Source organism: Kosakonia sp. Marseille-Q7440, assembly GCF_965119485.1.
Genome location: NZ_CBCPLT010000001.1, coordinates 1,255,679 through 1,272,742 on the forward strand (window position 1 = coordinate 1,255,679; position 17,064 = coordinate 1,272,742).

15 protein-coding genes are annotated in these 17,064 nt (G+C 59.0%); 5 read left to right on the forward strand and 10 right to left on the reverse strand.

All coding sequences use genetic code 11. The features are described 5' to 3' along the window. The 3 genes from moaE to ACWPW2_RS05730 all read left to right on the forward strand — a co-directional run bounded on the left by moaE (nucleotide 1) and on the right by ACWPW2_RS05730 (nucleotide 1,997). Nucleotides 1–453: a molybdopterin synthase catalytic subunit MoaE gene (gene moaE / locus ACWPW2_RS05720; RefSeq protein ID WP_023479530.1), complete on the forward strand. Its 453-nt coding sequence runs from the start codon at nucleotides 1–3 to the stop codon at nucleotides 451–453. A 64-nt stretch (nucleotides 454–517) separates the two neighbouring features. Then, nucleotides 518–1,225, forward strand: coding sequence for a Bax inhibitor-1/YccA family protein (locus tag ACWPW2_RS05725; protein WP_023479511.1), 708 nt, complete (start codon nucleotides 518–520; stop codon nucleotides 1,223–1,225). A gap of 61 nt (nucleotides 1,226–1,286) precedes the next feature. After that, nucleotides 1,287–1,997 (forward strand): Bax inhibitor-1 family protein, encoded by a 711-nt coding sequence (locus ACWPW2_RS05730; RefSeq protein ID WP_454121854.1) that lies wholly within the window; start codon nucleotides 1,287–1,289, stop codon nucleotides 1,995–1,997. A gap of 579 nt (nucleotides 1,998–2,576) precedes the next feature. Here the strand turns inward: ACWPW2_RS05730 and ACWPW2_RS05735 are convergent. The 3 genes from ACWPW2_RS05735 to ACWPW2_RS05745 are packed head-to-tail and all read right to left on the reverse strand — an operon-like array spanning nucleotide 2,577 to nucleotide 5,544. Next, complete coding sequence (locus ACWPW2_RS05735) at nucleotides 2,577–3,542, reverse strand: lysylphosphatidylglycerol synthase domain-containing protein (RefSeq protein ID WP_023479030.1); 966 nt, start codon at nucleotides 3,540–3,542, stop codon at nucleotides 2,577–2,579. After that, nucleotides 3,542–4,786 carry a cardiolipin synthase ClsB gene (gene clsB, locus ACWPW2_RS05740; RefSeq protein ID WP_023479029.1) on the reverse strand — a complete coding sequence of 415 codons (1,245 nt, stop codon included), beginning with the start codon at nucleotides 4,784–4,786 and terminating at the stop codon, nucleotides 3,542–3,544. The genes ACWPW2_RS05735 and clsB overlap by 1 nt, the downstream gene beginning before the upstream one ends. After that, a complete protein-coding gene (locus tag ACWPW2_RS05745; protein ID WP_270222229.1) occupies nucleotides 4,783–5,544 on the reverse strand; it encodes an endonuclease/exonuclease/phosphatase family protein in 762 nt (253 codons plus the stop codon). Before ACWPW2_RS05745 ends, clsB begins: the two co-directional genes overlap by 4 nt. Nucleotides 5,545–5,677: 133 nt before the next feature. Between ACWPW2_RS05745 and ACWPW2_RS05750 the strand changes: the two genes are divergently transcribed. Beyond that, entirely contained in the window at nucleotides 5,678–6,097 is a 420-nt protein-coding gene (locus ACWPW2_RS05750) for a YbhQ family protein (protein ID WP_023479034.1), read from the forward strand. Here the strand turns inward: ACWPW2_RS05750 and ACWPW2_RS05755 are convergent. Genes ACWPW2_RS05755 through cecR form a run of 5 tightly spaced genes read right to left on the reverse strand, consistent with a single transcriptional unit; the run spans nucleotide 6,050 to nucleotide 11,696 of the window. Next, a complete protein-coding gene (locus tag ACWPW2_RS05755) occupies nucleotides 6,050–7,162 on the reverse strand; it encodes an ABC transporter permease (RefSeq protein WP_454121855.1) in 1,113 nt (370 codons plus the stop codon). The two genes, ACWPW2_RS05750 and ACWPW2_RS05755, sit on opposite strands and share 48 nt — an antisense overlap. Nucleotides 7,163–7,171: 9 nt before the next feature. Continuing rightward, the gene (locus ACWPW2_RS05760) at nucleotides 7,172–8,305 is read right to left on the reverse strand and encodes an ABC transporter permease (protein WP_312123005.1); all 1,134 of its coding nucleotides are present in this window, start codon (nucleotides 8,303–8,305) and stop codon (nucleotides 7,172–7,174) included. Then, a complete protein-coding gene (locus ACWPW2_RS05765; RefSeq protein WP_454121856.1) occupies nucleotides 8,295–10,034 on the reverse strand; it encodes an ATP-binding cassette domain-containing protein in 1,740 nt (579 codons plus the stop codon). Before ACWPW2_RS05765 ends, ACWPW2_RS05760 begins: the two co-directional genes overlap by 11 nt. Next, nucleotides 10,027–11,022 carry a secretion protein HlyD gene (gene hlyD, locus ACWPW2_RS05770; protein ID WP_139965379.1) on the reverse strand — a complete coding sequence of 332 codons (996 nt, stop codon included), beginning with the start codon at nucleotides 11,020–11,022 and terminating at the stop codon, nucleotides 10,027–10,029. Before hlyD ends, ACWPW2_RS05765 begins: the two co-directional genes overlap by 8 nt. Continuing rightward, complete coding sequence (cecR, locus tag ACWPW2_RS05775; protein WP_454121857.1) at nucleotides 11,022–11,696, reverse strand: transcriptional regulator CecR; 675 nt, start codon at nucleotides 11,694–11,696, stop codon at nucleotides 11,022–11,024. Before cecR ends, hlyD begins: the two co-directional genes overlap by 1 nt. A 282-nt stretch (nucleotides 11,697–11,978) precedes the next feature. Between cecR and rhlE the strand changes: the two genes are divergently transcribed. Beyond that, nucleotides 11,979–13,409, forward strand: coding sequence for an ATP-dependent RNA helicase RhlE (gene rhlE / locus ACWPW2_RS05780; protein ID WP_454121858.1), 1,431 nt, complete (start codon nucleotides 11,979–11,981; stop codon nucleotides 13,407–13,409). Between the two features lie 772 nt (nucleotides 13,410–14,181). On the opposite strand, the gene ACWPW2_RS05785 is transcribed toward rhlE, so the two are convergent. Then, nucleotides 14,182–15,573, reverse strand: coding sequence for a glycoside hydrolase family 1 protein (locus tag ACWPW2_RS05785; RefSeq protein WP_454121859.1), 1,392 nt, complete (start codon nucleotides 15,571–15,573; stop codon nucleotides 14,182–14,184). Nucleotides 15,574–15,582: 9 nt separating this feature from the next. Next, entirely contained in the window at nucleotides 15,583–17,055 is a 1,473-nt protein-coding gene (locus ACWPW2_RS05790) for a glycoside hydrolase family 1 protein (protein WP_094420419.1), read from the reverse strand. Nucleotides 17,056–17,064: the final 9 nt, after the last annotated feature.

Sequence of the window (17,064 nt, forward strand, 5' to 3'; positions counted from 1 at the left end):
ATGAGCGAAACGCGAATTTGTGTCGACCGCGCCGCGTTTAACGTTGGCGAGGAGTACAGCTGGCTGGCCGCGCGCGATGAAGATGGCGCGGTGGTGACCTTTACCGGCAAAGTGCGCAACCACAATCTGGGCGACAGCGTCAGCGCCTTAACCCTTGAGCACTATCCGGGGATGACGGAAAAATCGCTGGCCGCGATCGTCGACGAGGCGCGCAGCCGCTGGTCGCTCGGGCGGGTAAGCGTTTATCACCGCATCGGCGAACTCTGGCCGGGGGATGAGATTGTCTTTGTTGGCGTAGGGAGCGCGCACCGCAGCAGCGCTTTCGAGGCCGGGCAGTTTATTATGGACTACCTGAAAACCCGCGCGCCCTTCTGGAAGCGCGAAGCGACGCCGGAAGGCGAACGCTGGGTGGAAGCGCGCGACAGCGATCAGCAGGCAGCGAAACGCTGGTAGCACGCAGGGTGCCGATTGATGTGTTAACCTTACTGCATTGTTAACCCATCAATCAGGAGTGATTATGGACCGTTTCCCCCGTTCCGATTCTATCGTGCAGGGCAGCCGTAGCGGGCTGCAAACTTATATGGCGCAGGTTTATGGCTGGATGACCTGCGGTCTGCTGTTAACCGCCTTTGTCGCATGGTACGCCGCGCGCAGCGAAGCGATCATGAGCTTCGTCTTCTCCAGCCAGATTACCTTCTTCGGGCTGATTATCGCCCAGCTGGCGCTGGTGTTTGTCATCTCCGGCATGATCCATAAACTGAGCCCCGCGCTGGCGACCGGCCTGTTTATGCTCTATTCGGCGCTCACCGGCCTGACCCTCTCCAGCATTCTGCTGGTCTATACCTCGCAGTCGATTGCCGCCACCTTTGTGGTCACCGCCGGGATGTTTGGCGTGATGAGCCTCTATGGCTACACCACCAAGCGCGATCTCAGCGGCTTCGGCAATATGCTGTTTATGGGGCTGATTGGGATTGTGCTCGCCTCGCTGGTCAACTTCTGGCTGAAGAGCGAAGCGCTGATGTGGGTGATCACCTATATCGGTGTGATTGTCTTCGTCGGCCTCACCGCTTATGACACGCAGAAGCTGAAAGGGATCGGTGAGCAGATCGATGTCAGCAACAGCGCCGAGCTGCGCAGATACTCGATTCTGGGCGCGTTAACGCTCTACCTCGACTTTATCAACCTGTTCCTGATGCTGCTGCGTATCTTCGGCAACCGCCGATAAGTTACGCCGTACTCCATCCCGGCTGCGGCCGGGATTTTTTTGCCTTTTTCACGGAGGAGCGGTGAGAGTATTTGGCTGGATAACCCCGGTGCAGGTAACGCCCGTTGAGTTACTGGTGAAGGCCTGTTTGTGGCTGGCGGCGGGGATGGCGCTCAGCGCGGCGCTCTGCTGGCTGGTGCTCGATCTGCTGGCGCTGCCGCAGTTCACTGAACACAGCGCGATCATCGTGCTGCTGGCGATCCTCTGGTTTATCACGCTTTTCGCCCTCAGCATGCTGTTTGAGCGCATGAAGACGCTACACGCCATCGGCGGGCTGGTGCTGCTGAGCGTCATCGGCGGCCTGCTGGCCGCGAGCCTCTTTTCGCTGCAACTCTGTCTGGTGCTCTACGGCGTGACCGGCGGGATGTTTGCCCTCGGCGCGCTGATTGCACATCTCTATGGTGAGCGGCTGCGCAACGGACGTTTTTACTGGCTGCTGGCCGTATCAGGCGGCGCGCTTGCCGTGGTGATTAATCTTGCGCTGGCAGGCGGCGTGGCACAGTGGTGCGCAAGCCTCTTTCTGGTGGTGCTGTTTAGCGTTGTGAGCGCGCGCAAAAGCCCGCAGATCCTCGACAGCGCACGCGGGCTTTACCGCCAGCAGTTTGTCACGGTGCAGCACTGCGCAACCCGCGGTGCGCTCAGCATCTGGCTCGGCGCGGCGACCGCCTTTCTCGACATACTTCAAACGCTGATGTTTCTGGTTTCATCAGGATCGTCCAGCGCGTCGCGCTAAAGCACCGATTGCCGGATGGCGGCTGCGCCTTATCCGGCCTACGTGTATCGAGCCGCTGAAACCGCGTAGGCCGGATAAGCGTTTACGCGCCATCCGGCATTAATACAGCGGCACCGATTGCCGGATGGCGGCTACGCCTTATCCGGCCTACCAAAACGAGCCTACAGCGACATCGATGCGACGTTTATCTGCAATATGACAGCGATGGTGTTGACCCCCGCTGAAATCGGCGAACCGAAGCGTGAATGACAAGGTCTGGACGCCATGGATGGCGGACAGAGGCGAACCGAGACAGGGAGCGAGTCCCGGAACGGGCGAGCAGGTCGAGTCGAGCCGGCCGCAGTCAGGCTCGCGGGAGGTGAGCGCAGTGCGCAGCACCGATTTCCTCGCGGGGCCGCGGGGATTGACAAGGGGAGCGCGGCCGCTTCCCTTGTCCCGTTCACCGCTTAAGAGATTAATGAAACTCCCCAGCGCATAGTGAACGGAATCATTCCACCCATGTAGCATGAGCGCCGCCGAACATGCCGGATGGCGCGTGACACGCTTATCCGGCCTACGCCGTTTCATGGGACGGCACTATCACTGCTGCGCCATCGCCTTCTCGTTTTTCGCCCGCAGCTTCTTCGCGCGGCCCTCCAGCAGCAGATAACCAATCAGCGCCAGCAGCAGCGGCAGGAAGTAGTAGAGCACCCGGTAGGCGAGCAGGGCGGCGATGATAATCCCCTGCGATACATGCTCGCTGGCGAGCAGGGCGATAAACACCGCTTCCAGCACGCCGATGCCCGCCGGGATATGCACAATCACCCCGGCGATACTGCTGACCAGCAGCACCCCAAGCACAAAGAAGAAGTCGGCGCGCATACCAAGCAGGATCCAGATAATCGCCCCCATCGCAATCCAGTTAGCGCTGGAGATCACCATCTGCGCGACGGCGAATTTCCACGACGGCAGCACTAGCTTGTGACCTTTAATGGTGACGTGACGGCGTTTCGCAAACGCGCAGCCCCACAGGTAGACGGCGATAATCAGCAGCAGCACCACGCCGACAATGCGCAGCGTCGAGGCGTCGATATACCAGTGCGCCGGGATCTCCACCACGCCAAAGGTAAAGATCAGCCCGCCGAGCAGAATATAGCCCAGCCAGTTGGTGGTGATACTGAGCGAGAAGATGCGCGTAATGGTGCTGCCCGGCAGCCCAAGCCGCGAGTAGAGGCGATAACGCATGCCAATCCCGCCAACCCAGGTGCTGAGCGTCAGGTTAAAGGCGTAGCAGATAAACGACACCAGCATCACCTGGCGCTTCGCGAGCTTATGGCCGCAGTAGGCGCGGCCCAGCAGATCGTAAAATCCATACAGCACATAGCTGAGGATCACCAGCGCCACCGCGCTCAGCAGGGCGGTGCGGTTGTAATCGCGAATGACCTTCCAGACATCTTCCCAGTTCACCTTCTGCGCGTAGAGCACCAGCAGAACAATAACGGCGATAAAAAAGATCACCGTGAGGATTTTTTTAGCCAACCGCCAGCGCGGATGTGATGTTGACATCAGGGTTTTGCTCCCGAGTGCTGTGCTTCGTTTCTGTCCTGGGTTTCCATCTCCGGCTGTACCGGCGGCCCCACTTCAGCCAGTTTAGGGGTATGCGCCGGCAACCAGCCGACCAGCGCCGGGAAGTGGCGTAAGAAGTGGAACACCACCACGCTTTTCCCCAGGTTCCACCAGGTGCGCTTCGGCGCCATTGACTCATCCACCTGCTTACAATCCTGCTCAATAATCTTTTGCAGGTTGTCGCGCAGCGTCTGGTTAAACTCGCGATCGTGAATAATCAGGTTCGCTTCGAGATTGAGCGACAGGCTTAACGGGTCAAGGTTACTGGAGCCAACGGTCGCCCAGTGATCGTCCATCAGCGCCACTTTGCCGTGCAGCGGACGGCGGCGATACTCATACACCTTCACGCCGCCTTTCAGCAGGTAGTTGTAAAGCAGCTCCGCGCCCACTTTGACAATCGGCATATCCGGCTCGCCCTGCACAATCAGCTTCACGGTGACACCGCGACGGGCAGCGTTACGCATCGCGTGCAAAAGCCGGTAACCGGGGAAGAAGTAGGCGTTGGCGATAATCACTTCCCGGCGGGCGTTAGCCAGCATCTTCAGATAGTGACGTTCAATATCGTCGCGGTGGTCGTCATTATCGCGCCAGACAAACAGCGCCTGCGCTTCGCCCGGCTTACGGTTCTCTTCCGGGCGATGGCGGCGGCGCTGCCACCAGCGTTTCGCCGGGGCGTTATCGGGCAGGTTTTCCAGCTCAAATTGCAGAATATCTTCGACGATCGGCCCCTCGACGCGCACGGCGTAATCCTGTTTCGCCTCGGGACCATAATCGGAGAGGTGTTCGGCCGAGTAGTTAATCCCGCCGACAAAGGCGACGGTGTTGTCGATCACCACAATTTTGCGGTGCATGCGACGAAAGACGTTGGTACGCATCCCGAGCAGCGGTGGGCGCGGATCGTAATAACGGAAAATCACCCCCGCCGAGGTGAGGGTGCTGACAAAGGATTCGCTTAAGTCGGGAGAGCCGTAGCCGTCGAGCAGCACCTCAATACTGACGCCGCGCTGGGCGGCGCGCAGCAGCACGCTGTGCAGCTCTTTGCCCACCTTGTCTTCAAACCAGATAAAGGTTTCGAGAATAATTTTCTGTTGCGCGTTATCAATCGCATCGTAGAGCGCCGGATAGTAGTTATCACCATTTTCCAGCAACTGGATGCGGTTACCGTCCCGCCAGCTACATTTCATAAATGGATCTCCGCACTCAGGGGGGCATGATCGGACAGATGACGCCAGTTGCGCAGCGGCAGCGCGGTTGGCGCAGTGGCGCTGGCGTTTTTGACATAAATTCTGTCGAGGCGTAGCAAAGGCAGACTGACCGGGAAGGTGCGCGCCGGGCGACCATGTGCGCGGGTGAAGATCTCCTCCAGCCCGGCCTGCGCTTTAAGCGGCTGGTTGGCTTTTTGCCGCCAGTCGTTGAAATCCCCCGCCACCAGCACCGGCTCGCCTTCCGGCAGAGAGTTAACCCACTCCGCCAGCATTTTGAGCTGCGCCTGGCGATGCGCCTCTTTCAGCCCAAGATGGACAGAGAGGACATGTACCGCGCCGCCATAATCGGGCGGCACAATCCGGCAGTAGAGCAGGCCGCGTTTTTCGCTGCCGTCTACTGAGACGTCGAGGTTTTCGTAGTGTTCAATCGGATAGCGGGAGAGCACCGCATTGCCGTGGTGCCCTTCAGGATAGACCGCATTGCGCCCGTAAGCGAAGTCGCTCCACATGGTGTCGGCGATAAATTCGTAATGGGTGGTATCGGGCCAGTTCTCAACGCGCAGCGGATGCACTTCGTGGGCGCCCATCACCTCTTGCAGGCAGACGATATCCGCGCTCACCAGGCGCACGGCATCGCGCAACTCGGGCAAAATAAAGCGCCGGTTGAAGGTGGTGAAGCCTTTGTGTGTGTTAATCGTCAATACTTTTAATGAAAATGGTCGCGCGTGTTGGGTCATAAATCTCCTGCCAGCATCACTCTCCTGTATAGAAATAAATTGTAGTCCCTGTCACAAAAAAAGCCGGGGTTACAGAATTTTCTGTAGATCGGGGTACTCTTCTGTAAGAGTAAAATCCTTGCGGAGAGATGCCATGAAGTGGCAACAACGTGTTCGTGTCGCAACAGGCCTGAGTTGCTGGCAGATTATGTTGCATTTGATGATTGTGGCGATACTGGTGATGGGCTGGATGAGCGGCAGGCTGGTGCACGTGGGGCTGGGGCTGTGCGTGCTTTATGGCGTCACCGTGCTGCTGATGCTCTTTTTCCAGCGCCATCATGACGCGGGCTGGCGCGGCATCGGCGATGTGCTGGAGGAGCTGACCACCACCTGGTATTTTGGCGCATCCCTTATTGCCATCTGGCTGCTCTCGCGGGTGCTGCAAAACAACTATCTGCTGGCGCTTGCCGGGCTGGCCATCCTTGGCGGCCCGGCGGTGGTCTCACTCTTAACTAAAGAGAAACGGCTAGGCCGTGTGGCGACGAAACATGGCGTAGGCCGCGGTGCCCGTTGACAGGGCAATCGCGATCAGCGGCCACAGGCTTCCCCAGATAATCTCCAGACTGGCATCCTTCAAATAGATCTGCTTGGTGATATCGGTAAAGTGCCGGATCGGGTTAATCCAGGTTAAGTCCTGCAACCACACCGGCATGTTCTCCACCGGCGAAACGTACCCCGAGAGCAGGATCGCCGGCATCATCCAGACAAACACCCCGATAAACGCCTGCTGCTGCGTTTCGCAAAACGATGAGATCAACAGCCCAAACCCGACCAGCGACAGGCCGTAAACCAGCATCGTGAAGTAGAAGAGCAGCAGCGATCCGGCAAACGGGATCTGGTAAGCCAGAATGCCGAACAGCAGCACAATCGTCGCCTGGAATGCGGCGACAATCAGCGCCGGCACCGCTTTGCCGATAAAGATCTGCCAGGTGGCGAGGGGCGAGACCAATAACTGATCGAAGGTGCCCTGTTCCCGCTCGCGCGCTACCGACAGCGAAGTGACAATCATCACGCCGATGGTGGTGATCATCGCCACCAGCGACGGCACGATAAACCATTTGTAATCGAGATTTGGGTTGTACCAGTTACGCACCACCAGCTCGCTGTTATTCGGCTTCGGCTTCGGCTGCCCGGCCAGCAGCTCCTGCTGATAATCTTTCACCACCTGCTGAAGATAGTTGGCGGCGATCTGCGCGCTATTCGAGTTACGCCCATCCAGAATCAGCTGCATCTGCGCGGGTGTGCCGCTGTCGAGATCGCGGGAAAAATCGGCCGGGAAGCGCACCAGCAGTAGCGCTTTTTGCGTATCCAGCGTCGGGCGGATCTCCTGCGGGCTGTGCAGCAGCAGCACGTTGGTAAAGGCTTTAGCGCGGGCGAAACGCTGGGTCAGCTCCACCGCGTGCTTGCCGTTATCTTCGTTATAGATAGCGATAGTGGCGTTGGTCACCTCAAGGGTGGCGGCAAACGGGAAGAGCAGCACCTGAAAAATCACCGGCAGAATCAAAATGGCGCGGGTTTGCGGTTCACGCAGCAGGGACTGCAACTCTTTGCGGATCAGTGTCCATAAACGGTGAAACATGGCTTCTCCTTAATCCAGCCTGCGTTTGGTTTTCAGCCACGTCAGGCCGATAAACATCACGGCGGAGGCCACCAAAAACAGCATGTTAATGGTCAATACCATGGGAATATTGCCCGCGAGAAAGAGGCTTTGCAGCGTGCTGACGAAGTAACGCGCCGGGATGATATAGGTCACCGCTCGAATAATCGCCGGCATACTGTCGATCTGAAAAATAAAGCCAGAGAGCATAATTGACGGCAGAAACGCGGCGTTCAGCGCCACTTGCGCGGCGTTAAACTGGTTGCGCGTGGTGGTCGAGATTAAAAGCCCCATACCGAGCGTGCTGAGCAGAAACAGGCTGCTCAGCAGGAAGAGGATCAGCAGCGAGCCGCGATAGGGGACGCCGAGAATAAAGACCGACACCAGCATACAGAGCAGCATCGCCAGCATGCCGAGAAAGTAGTAGGGGATAAGTTTACAGAGCAGCAGCTCGGCACGGGTGATCTCGGTAGAGAGCAGCGCCTCCATAGTGCCGCGCTCCCACTCGCGCGCCACCACCAGCGAGGTGAGGATCGCGCCAATCACCGTCATGATAATGGTCACCGCGCCGGGAATAATAAAGTGCTGGCTGATGGCCGCCGGGTTGAACCAGTAGCGGGTCTGCACATCGATCAGCGGCGTGAAACTCTCTCCGCGATCCTCCGCGCGCTGCGCCTGCCAGAGCTGCCAGATCCCCTGGAGATAGCCCTGCACAAAATTGGCGGTATTCGGTTCACTGCCGTCGGTGATCACCTGAATCGGTGCCTCCTCGCCAGGTCTTGCCATCTGCGCATCGAAGTTGACCGGAATAACCACCAGGCCGCGGATGCGCCCGGCCTGCATCATCTCGATCAACTGCTGGCGATCGCTGCTGATGGTGGCGTCAATATAGGGCGAGCCGGTGAGCGCGTGGGTAAAATCGAGCGCCTCATCGCTGCGTTGCTCAAGCAGCACGCCGACGCGCAGCTTGCTGGAGTCGAGGTTGATGCCGTAGCCAAAAATAAACAGCAGCAGCAGCGGGATCACCACCGCAATCAGCCAGCTGCTCGGGTCGCGCACGATCTGCCGCGTCTCTTTGACGCACAGCGCCCGTACGCGCCGCCAGGAGAGGGCGTTAACGCGCATTGCTATGCTCCTTATCCCAGTTCTGGATCAGCGTGATAAACGCATGCTCCATGGTGGGATCCGGGTGGTTGTCATCGGCGGTCTGCGCTTTCAGTTCGTCCGGCGTGCCGCTGGCAATCAGTTTGCCGCGGTAGACCAGCCCGATGCGGTCGCAATACTCCGCCTCATCCATAAAGTGGGTGGTGACCATCACCGTCACCCCTTTCTCTACCATGCTGTTGATGTGCAGCCAGAACTCGCGGCGGGTGAGGGGATCAACGCCGGAGGTCGGCTCATCGAGAAAAAGAATGTCCGGCTCGTGCATCAGCGAGCAGGCCAGCGCCAGACGCTGCTTATAGCCGAGCGGCAGTTGATCGGTGGCGTGGCGGGCAATGGTCTCCAGGCCAAACGCTTCGCTCATTCGCGCCATCTTCTCCTGCTGCGCGCTGCCGCGCAGGCCATACACGCCGGAGAAGAAGCGCAGGTTCTGCTCTACGGTCAGGTTGCCGTAGAGGGAGAACTTCTGCGCCATATAGCCGAGGCGCTGGCGCGCTTTACCGGAGCTGACTTTAAGATCCATATTCAGTACCAGCGCCTGGCCAGCGGTCGGCACCAGCAGGCCGCACATCATTTTAAAGGTGGTGGATTTGCCCGCGCCGTTCGGGCCGAGCAGGCCAAAGATCTCGCCGCGCTTGACGGCAAAATTGACTTCATCGGTGGCGGCGAAGTCACCAAACTTTTTGGTGAGGGATCTCGCTTCAATCACCGTCTCTTCCGCGTCGCCGTTCACCGAGTGCAGGATCTTGCCAAGCGGCGACTCGGCCGCACCCGCGCCGCCCAGCAGATCGATAAAGGCATCTTCAAAGCGCGGAGCGGTCTCCTCAATCTCCAGCGGCGGCATCTCTGGCGCGGCGTGAATCGCCTGCACATCGGCCCCTTTTTTCAGGATCATGCGCACCGAGCGCCCCTGGATCACGCCGTCGCTCACCTGTGGCAGCCTGAGAATGCGCCGCAGCAGGCGGCGGTTATTCTCATCGCGGCTGGTGAGCAGAAAGCTGCGCCCGGCCATGCTCTGGGTTAACGCTTTCGGCTCGCCGTGATAGAGCAGTTCGCCCTCGTTCATCAGCAGCACATCGCGGCACTGCTCCGCTTCATCAAGATAGGAGGTGCTCCAGAGGATCAGCATCCCGTCGCCCGCCAGTTCATGCACCATCTGCCACAATTCACGCCGCGAGATGGGGTCGACGCCGACGCCTGGCTCATCAAGCAGCAGCACCTGCGGATCGCCGATCAGCGTACAGGCCAGCCCCAGCTTCTGCTTCATACCACCGGAAAGTTTGCCCGCCAGCCGGTCGGTAAAGGGGCCGAGGGAGGTAAACGCCAGCAGGCGGGTAAACATCTGCTGGCGCTTCTCGCCGGTGACGCTGCGCAGATCGGCATAGAGGATCAGATTCTCCATCACCGTCAGATCTTCATAGAGGCCAAATTTCTGCGGCATATAGCCGAGCACGGCGTGCAGTTCGCTGTCATTGTTGATAGGGTCGAGGCCCAGCACACGCACGCGGCCTTCGTTCTGCTTCATCAACCCGGCCAGAATGCGCATCAGCGTGGTTTTGCCCGCGCCATCCGGGCCGACCAGCCCGGTGACGTAACCGGCCTGGATTTTACAATCCAGCCGCGCCACTGCCGGTTTCTCCATGCCGGGGAACTGTTTTACCAGCCCGTCGATCTGAATAGTCCGCTCATTCATGACGCGCCTCGCCGTCAAAACGCAGCGTCACCGGCATCCCCTGGCGCAGGTTATCATCGGCATCGGTGACGATAATGCGCAGGCGATAGACCAGGTCGGTACGCAGATCCGGGGTCTCAACGGTTTTTGGGGTAAATTCGGCGGTCGGTGAGACAAAGCCGATTTTGCCGTGATAGGGCTTATCCGGGCGGCCATCGGTGTAGAGCAGGATTTCGGCACCCGGTCGCGTCTGGTGCAAATTGCGCTCATCAACATAGGCGCGCACCCACACCGGGCGGGTCAGCGACAGGGTTAACACGCTGCTGCCAGCGTTAAGCATGCTGCCCGGCTCGACGGCGCGGGTCAGTACCGTGCCGTTGCTCGGCGCGACCAGCGTAGTGTCCTGCAAATCAAGCTGCGCCTGCGCTAGTGCGGCCTGCGCCTGTTCGAGGCCCGCTTTCGCCTGGGCGATCTCCTGCGGGCGGTTACCGGCGCGGAACTGGCGCAATTTATCCTGCGCCGATTTGAGCGTTGCCTGCGCCTGGTCGCGCGCCGAGCGGGCGTTCTCCAGATCGTTTGCTGAAATCACTTTTGTTTTCCACAGCCCCTGCTGGCGCTGGTAGAAGTTCTGCGCGTAATCGTACGCCGCCTGCGCCTGGCTCACGGCGGAGGCCGCCTGGGCAATCTCCTCGGCGCGGTAGCCTTCGGTGGCTAACGCATATTTGGCTTCGGCAGTAGAGACGTTGGCTTTCGCCTGCAACAGCGCGTTTTCATAAGGCGCGCGGTCGATTTCGCCGAGCTTCTGCCCGGCCTGTACGCTGTCGCCCTCATCCACCTGCAACGCCGCCAGCCGCCCGCCGACGCGAAAACTTAAATTAACGGTGCGGATATCGACATTGCCATACAGCGTCAGGCTGTCGTCCTGCCTGCTTTGATACCAGTACCAACCGCCAGCCAGCATCGCCAGCAGCACCACGCTGAGTAACACCACAACGCTACGCTTTTTCATCACTCCGGACTCCTGTGCGTTAATCCCTGCAAAATAAAATCGATATGGCAGGTGATGACTTGAAAGATCATTTCCGTTTTCTCTTCGTCGAACTGCGTCCAGCCTGCACGCAGCAAAATGGTTTCCCGCACCGGACGGAAAGCGAGGATCTCGCCGATTAAGGCGTGGGCATGCAGCACCATCTGCGTGCTGTCGGCATCCTGGCCGGTGTAGGCGGCGAGCAGGCGCGTCAAATGCTGGTGCATCGGGTCGATCACCTGCTCATGCACAATCTGATACGCGCGGGTGGGAGAGAGCTGCTCGCGGGAGATAAATTTGCTCAGGTTGAGGGTTTCATCATGGGTCAGCAGCGTCAGCATCTCTTTGCTGGCGCGATGGATCAGCGCGCGGATCGCCGGGCGGTCTGGTTCAGGCTCGGCAAACAGCGCTTCGGCGGCCTGCACGTGGGGTTGAAAATGGTGGCTGATAAAGTCGGCAATCCACTGCGCGCAGGCGAGGTAGAGATCCTCTTTCGAGCCGAAGTAGTAAGGGATGGCGGCGATGTTCTGCCCGGCATGAGCGGCGATATCCCGCGTGGTGGCATGCAGGCCATACTCGCCAAACTGCGCCAGAGCAGCGGCAATCAACTGATTTTTGGCCTGTTCGCCTTTAGTGGTGGTCGGTGTGCTATTCATGGGAGTTATAAAATTAATCAATCGATTGATTAACTCTACGACGGCGGAAATATGTTGTCCAATTTTTGCGCAGGAAATGTGAGGGGGGCTAAATTTATGCCTTTTTCAGAGAATGAAGCGGGAAGATATCTTGCTGAGTCATTGACGTGGGATATTTTATGCGCCGGATCACAAAAGCTGATACACTCCGCACCTTCATGACATTGTGGTTTTTGTCATCAGTCTACCTATTATCTCCTCGAAAACTACACCTGTGACAGGTCGGGGCGGTGCGGAGTTGTTATGTCATTTGATGCCCTTGGCCTGAATCCGGATATCCTGCGCGCAGTTGCGGAGCAGGGTTACCTCGAGCCGACCCCTATTCAACAGCAGGCGATCCCTGCGGTGCTGCAAGGCCGCGATCTGATGGCCAGCGCCCAGACCGGTACCGGTAAAACCGCCGGTTTTACGTTGCCGCTGTTGCAACGCCTGGTGCAGAGCCAGCCTCACGCGAAAGGCCGCCGTCCGGTACGCGCCCTGATCCTGACCCCAACCCGTGAACTCGCGGCGCAGGTCGGTGAGAACGTGCAGGAGTATAGCCAGTATCTCAATATTCGTTCGATGGTCGTCTTCGGCGGCGTCAGCATTAACCCGCAGATGATGAAACTGCGCGGCGGCGTTGACATCCTGGTGGCTACCCCGGGTCGTCTGCTCGATCTCGAACACCAAAACGCCCTGAAGCTCGACAGCGTGGAAATTCTCGTGCTGGATGAAGCTGACCGTATGCTGGATATGGGCTTTATCCACGATATTCGCCGCGTGCTGTCGAAGCTGCCGGCGAAGCGTCAGAACCTGCTCTTCTCCGCGACCTTCTCGGATGAGATCAAACAGCTGGCAGAAAAACTGCTGCACAACCCGCTGGAGATCGAAGTTGCGCGCCGTAACACCGCTTCCGAGCAGGTGACGCAGCACGTTCACTTCGTGGATAAGAAACGCAAGCGGGAACTACTGTCGCAGATGATTGGCGAAGGTAACTGGCAGCTGGTACTGGTCTTTACCCGTACCAAGCATGGTGCCAACCACCTGGCTGAGCAGCTGAACAAAGATGGCATCACCAGTGCGGCGATCCACGGTAACAAGAGCCAGGGCGCACGTACCCGCGCGCTGGCAGACTTTAAATCCGGTTCGATTCGCGTGCTGGTGGCAACGGATATCGCCGCGCGCGGCCTCGATATCGAAGAGCTGCCGCATGTCGTCAACTATGAGTTGCCGAACGTGCCGGAAGATTACGTACACCGCATCGGGCGTACCGGCCGTGCTGCCGCGACCGGCGAAGCGCTGTCGCTGGTCTGTGTCGATGAGCATAAACTGCTGCGCGACATTGAGCGCCTGCTGAAAAAAGAGATCCCGCGTGTTGCGGTTGCAGGCTATGAGCCAGATCCGTCAATCAAAGCGGAGCCGATCCAGAATGGCCGTGGTCAGAACGGCGGCCGTCAGGGCGGCGGTGGACGCGGGCAGGGCGGTGGCGGCGGTCGCAGCCAGTCCGCACCGCGCCGTAGCGAAGGCGAGACGCAGAAAGCGCGTCATCCGCGTCGTAGCAACGACGGCGCAGCCGCGAAATCGGAAGGTGGAGCCGCGAAGCCCGTGGGCAATCGCCGTCTTGATGGTGGTGCAGCGAAACCGGCAAACAACGGCGCACGCCGTCGTCGTCCGCGTAAACCCGCTTCCGCGTAAATCAGTTTCCGTTCAGGCCGGGTAGTTTTATCCGGCACTCGAAGCCGCCATTGGGCATTACGCCGGATGGCGGTTTTTTTATGGTGCCGCTGACACGATCTTACTGAAACGGCGTAGGCCGGATAAGCGTGAGCGCCATCCGGCAATCTCTCCGCGGCACCGATTGCCGGATGGCGGCTGCGCCTTATCCGGCCTACGGTAACGAAGCCGCTGGAACCGAGTAGGCCGGATAAGCGTGAGCGCCATCCGGCATTATCTCCGCAGCGCCATTGCCGGATGGCGGCTGCGCCTTATCCGGCCTACCAAAACGCGCTTTCAGCGACACTGGTGCGGCTTTATATCTGCAATATGACAGCGAGGGGTTGTGTCCCCGCTGAAATCGGCGAACCGAAGCGTGAATGACAAGGTCTGGACGCCATGGATGGCGGACAGAGGCGAACCGAGACAGGGAGCGAGTCCCGGAACGGGCGAGCAAGTCGAGTCGAGCCGGCCGCAGTCGGACACGCGGGAGGTGAGCGCAGTGCGCAGCACCGATTTCCTCGCGGGGCCGCGGGGATTGACAAGGGGGGGAGCGGTCCCCCCCTTGTCCCGTTCACCGCATAAGAGGTTAATGAAACTCCCCAACGCCTGGTGAACGGAACCATTCCACAAAATGCCATATGCCAGGCCCATTGCCGGATGGCGGCTGCGCCTTATCCGGCCTACAGAACCCCGTCCACCGAGGCAACGTGTCGCACCTATTGCCGGATGGCGCGTTACACGCTTATTCGGCCTACAACACCTCCCCATTACTGGCGATAACCTGCTGATACCAACTGAAGCTGCGCTTTTTGCTGCGCTTGAGCGTGCCGTTGCCCTCGTTGTCTTTATCGACATAGATAAAGCCGTAACGCTTTTTCATCTCGCCGGTGCCGGCGCTGACAATATCAATCGGTCCCCACCAGGTGTAACCCATAATCTCGCAGCCATCCGCAATCGCCTCGGCCATCGCCTGAATATGGCGGCGACCATAATCGATACGCGCCTGGTCATTAATCTCGTCGTTGGCCTGCACCTCATCAACACCGCCATAACCGTTTTCAACGATAAACAGCGGCTTGCGGTAGCGGTCCGCCAGCTCATTACAGACGATACGAAAACCGAGGGGATCGATAGGCCAGCCCCACTCGGTCTTCTCCAGGAACGGATTGTCCAGCCCGGCGGTGCCGCCGGTATCGACGCGGAACTGCCCGCCCGCCTGGTGCAGCACGCTGCGGTAGTAGCTAAAGCCAAGGTAATCGGAGGGGTACGCTTTGAGCAGTTGCATGTCGCCCTCTGCCATCTCCAGCTTCACCCCCAGATCGTTCAGCAGCCGTTTAGCATAAGCCGGGTATTCGCCCAGCATCATCACATCGGAGAAGAGCAGCGAGCGGCGGCGCAGCTGCAGGGTCGAGAAGATATCCTCCGGGTTGCAGCTCGCCGGGTAGACGGTGCTCAGCGACAACATACAGCCGATAAGGGCATTGGGCATGATCTCGTGGCAGAGCTTGTTCGCCAGCGCATTGGCGACGAACTGGTGGTGGTTCGCCTGCCAAATCTCCTGCGGGCTGGCGTCAACATCCACCGCGCCAGTGGCGAACGGCATGCGGTTCATGTTGTTCAGCTCATTAAAGGTCATCCAGTATTTGACCTTGCCCTGGTAACGACGGAACACCGTCTCGCAGTAGCGGGTGAAGAAGTCGATAAGCTGGCGATTTTTCCAGCCACCATACTCCTGATAGAGCGCCAGCGGCGTTTCGTAATGCGAGAGCGTGATCACCGGCTCAATGCCGTACTTCAGCAGCTCATCAAACAGGTTGTCGTAAAATTGCAGCCCCGCCTCGTTGGGCGTGGTCTCATCCCCGCGCGGGAAGATGCGCGACCAGGCAATCGAGGTGCGAAAGCATTTGAAGCCCATCCCGGCGAAGAGCGCCACATCCTCTTTGTAGTGATGGTAAAAGTCGACCGCCTGGTGGCTGGCGTAGTAGAGGTTCGGGTCAATCACCGCATCATGTTTACCGGAAGCGATACCGCCGCGCACCACGTCGGCGATAGAGGGCCCTTTGCCATCCTCGTCCCATGCGCCTTCCGCCTGATTGGCGGCAATCGCGCCGCCCCATAAAAAGTCATTCGGGAAAACAGACATATCCGCTCCTTAATCCGCTAAGTCTTCGCCATTCGAGGCGATCAGTTTTTTGTACCAGTGGTAGCTTTTCTTCAGCGAGCGCGCCTGGCTGCCGTTGCCCATATCGTCCTGATCGACATAGATAAAGCCGTACCGCTTGGAGATTTGCGCCGTCCCGGCGCTGACCACATCAATCGGCCCCCACCAGGTGTAACCAAAGAGATCAACGCCGTCGGCAATCGCCTCCTGCATCTGCACCACGTGCTGGCGCAGGTAGTCGATACGGTAATCGTCGTCGATGGAGCCATCCGGATTAACGGTATCCACCGCGCCGAGGCCGTTTTCGGCAATAAACAGCGGCTTCTGGTAGCGGTCATAGAGCTGATTGAGCGCCAGCCGTAGCCCTTTCGGATCGATCTGCCAGCCCCATTCACTGGTGGTGAGGTGCGGGTTACGAATGCCGCCGGTGATCAGGTTGCCTTCTGCGCCGTCATGCAATGCCGGGTTGGCGCTGACGGTGCTCGACATGTAGTAACTGAACGAGACGAAATCGACCGGGTGCTGGCGCAGGATCTCATCATCGCCAACCACTTTTTGCAGCGTCACCCCTTTTTCCGCCAGCATGCGATCGGTGTAGGCGGGGTAGTAGCCGCGCGCCTGCACGTCGCTGAAGAAGAGCGACACGCGCTGCATCTCTTCGCAGGCCTGCAAATCATCCGGGTGGCAGGTGTGCGGGTAGAGCATCTGGTAGCTGATCATGCAGCCCATCTGCGAGCCGGGAATAATCGCGTGGCACGCTTTGGTGGCGAGCGCGCTGGCAACAAACTGGTGGTGCGCGCCCTGGTACTTATCCTGCTCGAGATGCGGGTTGTCCTCCTCAATCACCCCGACGCTGACATAGGGGTGGTGCTTCACGCAGTTAATCTCGTTAAAGGTCATCCAGTACTTCACCTTTTTGCGATAGCGCGTAAAGACGGTAGTGGCGAAGCGGACATAGAAATCGACCAACTGGCGGTTCGGCCAGCCGCCGTAATCGGTGACCAGCGCCAACGGCATCTCGTAGTGGGAGAGGGAGACAATCGGCTCGATGCCGTGCGCGCGCAGCGTGTCGAACACCTCGTCATAAAACGCCAGGCCCGCTTCGTTGGGCGTGGTCTCATCCCCGCGCGGAAAGATGCGCGTCCAGGCAATCGACATACGAAAACACTTGAAGCCCATACCGGCAAACAGCGCGATATCCTCTTTGAAATGGTGGTAGAAGTCGTTGCCTTTGCGCTTCGGGTAGTACTTTTTGCTCTCCGGATCCTGCGCTTCGCGCACCTGCGCGTGGGTCATGCCGAGCCACTGATCGAGCCAGCGCTCGCGCGGCGTGTTGATATCGAAGGTGTAGACATCGGAGACGGAGAGCCCTTTGCCGTCGACGTTCCATGCCCCTTCAAGCTGGTTGGCCGCCGTTGCGCCGCCCCATAAAAACCCTTCCGGAAATGATTTCGAATAAGCCACTGGTGTGCT

Bases quoted from the DNA above. Each gene is read 5' to 3' on its own strand.
- moaE (WP_023479530.1), top strand. From the start codon at position 1: ATGAGCGAAACGCGAATTTGTGTCGACCGCGCCGCGTTTAACGTTGGC.
- ACWPW2_RS05725 (WP_023479511.1), top strand. From the start codon at position 518: ATGGACCGTTTCCCCCGTTCCGATTCTATCGTGCAGGGCAGCCGTAGC.
- ACWPW2_RS05735 (WP_023479030.1), bottom strand. From the start codon at position 3,542: ATGTCAACATCACATCCGCGCTGGCGGTTGGCTAAAAAAATCCTCACG.
- clsB (WP_023479029.1), bottom strand. From the start codon at position 4,786: ATGAAATGTAGCTGGCGGGACGGTAACCGCATCCAGTTGCTGGAAAAT.
- ACWPW2_RS05745 (WP_270222229.1), bottom strand. From the start codon at position 5,544: ATGACCCAACACGCGCGACCATTTTCATTAAAAGTATTGACGATTAAC.
- ACWPW2_RS05750 (WP_023479034.1), top strand. From the start codon at position 5,678: ATGAAGTGGCAACAACGTGTTCGTGTCGCAACAGGCCTGAGTTGCTGG.
- ACWPW2_RS05755 (WP_454121855.1), bottom strand. From the start codon at position 7,162: ATGTTTCACCGTTTATGGACACTGATCCGCAAAGAGTTGCAGTCCCTG.
- ACWPW2_RS05760 (WP_312123005.1), bottom strand. From the start codon at position 8,305: ATGCGCGTTAACGCCCTCTCCTGGCGGCGCGTACGGGCGCTGTGCGTC.
- ACWPW2_RS05765 (WP_454121856.1), bottom strand. From the start codon at position 10,034: ATGAATGAGCGGACTATTCAGATCGACGGGCTGGTAAAACAGTTCCCC.
- hlyD (WP_139965379.1), bottom strand. From the start codon at position 11,022: ATGAAAAAGCGTAGCGTTGTGGTGTTACTCAGCGTGGTGCTGCTGGCG.
- cecR (WP_454121857.1), bottom strand. From the start codon at position 11,696: ATGAATAGCACACCGACCACCACTAAAGGCGAACAGGCCAAAAATCAG.
- rhlE (WP_454121858.1), top strand. From the start codon at position 11,979: ATGTCATTTGATGCCCTTGGCCTGAATCCGGATATCCTGCGCGCAGTT.
- ACWPW2_RS05785 (WP_454121859.1), bottom strand. From the start codon at position 15,573: ATGTCTGTTTTCCCGAATGACTTTTTATGGGGCGGCGCGATTGCCGCC.